Genomic DNA, 2,772 nt, shown 5'->3' with positions numbered 1-2,772 from the left:
TAAAATTTTCAGTTTAAAGGGTTCTGAATACCGTCTGATTACTTTGTCATTTTTGTACATAATGTTTAAAATTATGTAGCCTTTATTCAGGACGGGTCATAATTATGGGTAACGTTGTTGTATATGAAATGTTGCGTGTTTGTGTGCGAGGATTTTCCGAAGGAAAATCAGAAGCTAGCAAACGAGCAACTAACTTTGGTTTAGGGTAAAACTAGCAATTTTTTTTATACGGTGTTGTAAAACGTTTTTTAGTCGGTTAATTTTTTAATTATATCATCCAATATGTTTATGTCCGCTTTATCTTTTAAATAGACAAAATTCGGTGCCATTACATTTCCAATTCCTAAAACACCATATTCGTGATTGAACAAAATTGGACCAGTTCCGTCGGTTTCAGGATCATTCATTTCGAAATTCATAAATTCTGTTTTTGAAAGAGAAGTTATTTTAAAATCCTTACCCTTTATTGGACTGTAATCCCAAAACGCAAATCGCAATGTTTTTGTTTTGGGTATGTAAAAAAATTTCATGTTCTTATTTTGGTCGGTCAAATTTTGATATTCGTATTTGGTTAAAGTATCGCTGATTTCAGTAGTCAGTTTGTAATTTTCTTTCCGTTTTAAAGAGTCCAAGTCAAAAATATAAAGAGTTCTTTTTACAGATGTAGCATCTCTTTTAGAGTCAATACAACTAACTGAAATCAGTAGGAAAATTAATATTTGTAGCGTTTTTTTCAAATGTTTTACAACGGTTTTGGCTAGGGTTAGTGTGGGATAGATAAATCAGAGATTTATCAGGCACGTACTAAGCTAAAGCCTTTTTTTTAGTTTTATTTTATTGTCAAAAAGCTAAATCAAAAAGGATTTAGCGACCTAGTAAATATACACAAAACATCGAGAATAAAATCAAGCCCACATTAACTTTAGCCGTTGTTGTAAACTGGCTTTATTCGTACTTTAAAAACAATAATTTATTATTTGAATTAAATTTATATTTTTCGCCATTGAATTTCAGTATATAACTTTCTGTTTCATTTTTTTTAAGATTAAATTCTTTGATGTTTTTTTTCAAATCCTCTTCAATAAATTCTTCATAGTCATGTTTTTGAATAACTTTTAGATTACTCAATTCGTTCGATTTTTTTTCTTCAACATAAAGTGTGGATTCTATAAATTCAATTTTAAACGAGCCATTACAATTTGAATCTCCTTGAGTTTCTCTGATAGGATAATCCGTTAATATTTTTTCTATTTTATTTTTCTTCAAAATTAATATAGTCAGCAGGTTTTTAGAATAAAGAGAAACACAACTAGGACTTGAAAATTCATTTGTTAACCCAATTCCATTAGTCGTATTGTTTAATGGAATTAATTTTTTTAAAATTCTTGTTTTTGAAGGTTGCATTACTTCGTCATCTGAGTATGATAAATTATCATTATCTATTTGACTGATCAACTTTCCTTTATTTGACACAAATAGGAATTTTGTAGTATAATAATTTTCAGTTTCGAACCTTTTCGTTATGTACCTTATTGTAAAAAAGGTTATTTTTTCATTGTACTTTATTGAAAAAGATTTGTCTTCGTATATGTCTTTATATTCTAAATTTAATTTATTAGATACCTTTTTTAAAAGTTCTGTATCCAAGGAATCAATATATTCATTATTTCCATATTCTTTAATTATCTGTTGAGAATAAGAAAATATAGTAATTAGAAAGAAGAACAATATTGAAATAGGGTTTTTCATTTTGCTTGTTTACAACGGTTTGTGGTATGTTTTGTTGAGTGTTTAAGCACTAAATTTAGTAAATAATTACTGACCTAGAAATTCCCTGTAGGATTTTCGTAAGTGTGCTAGAACCAAACAATAAAATATACCAGTTGTTGTAAGCAGTGCATACATCAGTATGTGTAGTAGTCATTATATTTTATCAAGTATATTCCGCCTTTTTCATCCAGTATTTCATAGTCATGAGAATTAGAAAAGCCTAATGTATCTATTGTTATTGACCTAAAATCAGTCCCTTTCCAAATTCTTAAAGAATCATTATATTGCAAGCCTATCCTACCTTTATGTAAGAATGCGCTATTAAGTTTATTCGAATCTAGATACTTTATCAGGTTAATAAATCTGCTTGCTTCACTTTGGGTCAATGTATCAAATGGTACTATGTCTTCGCTAATATTATTTATCCAGTCTGCTTTTTTAGACTCAGGGATTTGCAAGTTTCTAAAAACAGAATCATGAACTAAATCCTCAAACTTCCCTAACCAATAACGATTTAAAGTGAAATAATTGTGAAAATCACGATACTTTCTTATTTCGTAACTCATTTCATTATCTTTCCACCCTTTGGATATTTTAATCATAAAGTCTTGTAATACCAATATTGAATCTCTCACATTTTCAGGCCTCTCCTCAAAAGTCAAGTTATTTATCTGTGGATATTTTTTATCCAACTCTTTTTCTTCTCTAATTTCTATTAAAAGAAATCCAAAAAATAGAAGCGTTGTAAAAACGGGTATACTTATAATAAAATATCTTGTTCTCTTGCTAATCTTTTTAATTAAGACTAATCCAACTGGTAGAACATAGAGAATGACGAATCCTAAAAATATTTTTTGAAAAATTTCCATATATTTTTATTTGTTATTACTCGTGCAGTATGTCTCGTCCTGAAATATGGCTACAGGTTAAAATTGAAATTAAGCTGATAATTTATATACCATATTCGGTGTTTTGAAGTCTAAAGATAAATGTAATCTTATT

Annotated in this window: 3 protein-coding genes; all 3 read right to left on the bottom strand. The window is 28.4% G+C overall.

From position 1 onward, the window contains the following. Positions 1 to 248: 248 nt before the first annotated feature. On the bottom strand, positions 249 to 737 hold the full coding sequence (locus tag IE051_RS18450; protein ID WP_189362889.1) for a hypothetical protein: 489 nt from the start codon (positions 735 to 737) through the stop codon (positions 249 to 251). Between the two features lie 208 nt (positions 738 to 945). Continuing rightward, positions 946 to 1,749, bottom strand: coding sequence for a PA3715 family protein (locus IE051_RS18445; protein ID WP_189362888.1), 804 nt, complete (start codon positions 1,747 to 1,749; stop codon positions 946 to 948). Positions 1,750 to 1,904: 155 nt separating this feature from the next. Further along, on the bottom strand, positions 1,905 to 2,639 hold the full coding sequence (locus IE051_RS18440; protein WP_189362887.1) for a hypothetical protein: 735 nt from the start codon (positions 2,637 to 2,639) through the stop codon (positions 1,905 to 1,907). Between the last annotated feature and the right edge of the window lie 133 nt (positions 2,640 to 2,772).

Origin of the sequence: Algibacter mikhailovii (assembly GCF_014651495.1) — a bacterium.
GTDB lineage: Bacteria > Bacteroidota > Bacteroidia > Flavobacteriales > Flavobacteriaceae > Algibacter_E > Algibacter_E mikhailovii.
Note: the sequence above shows the minus strand (reverse complement) of the source record. Positions and strands in the feature narration are given on the sequence as shown.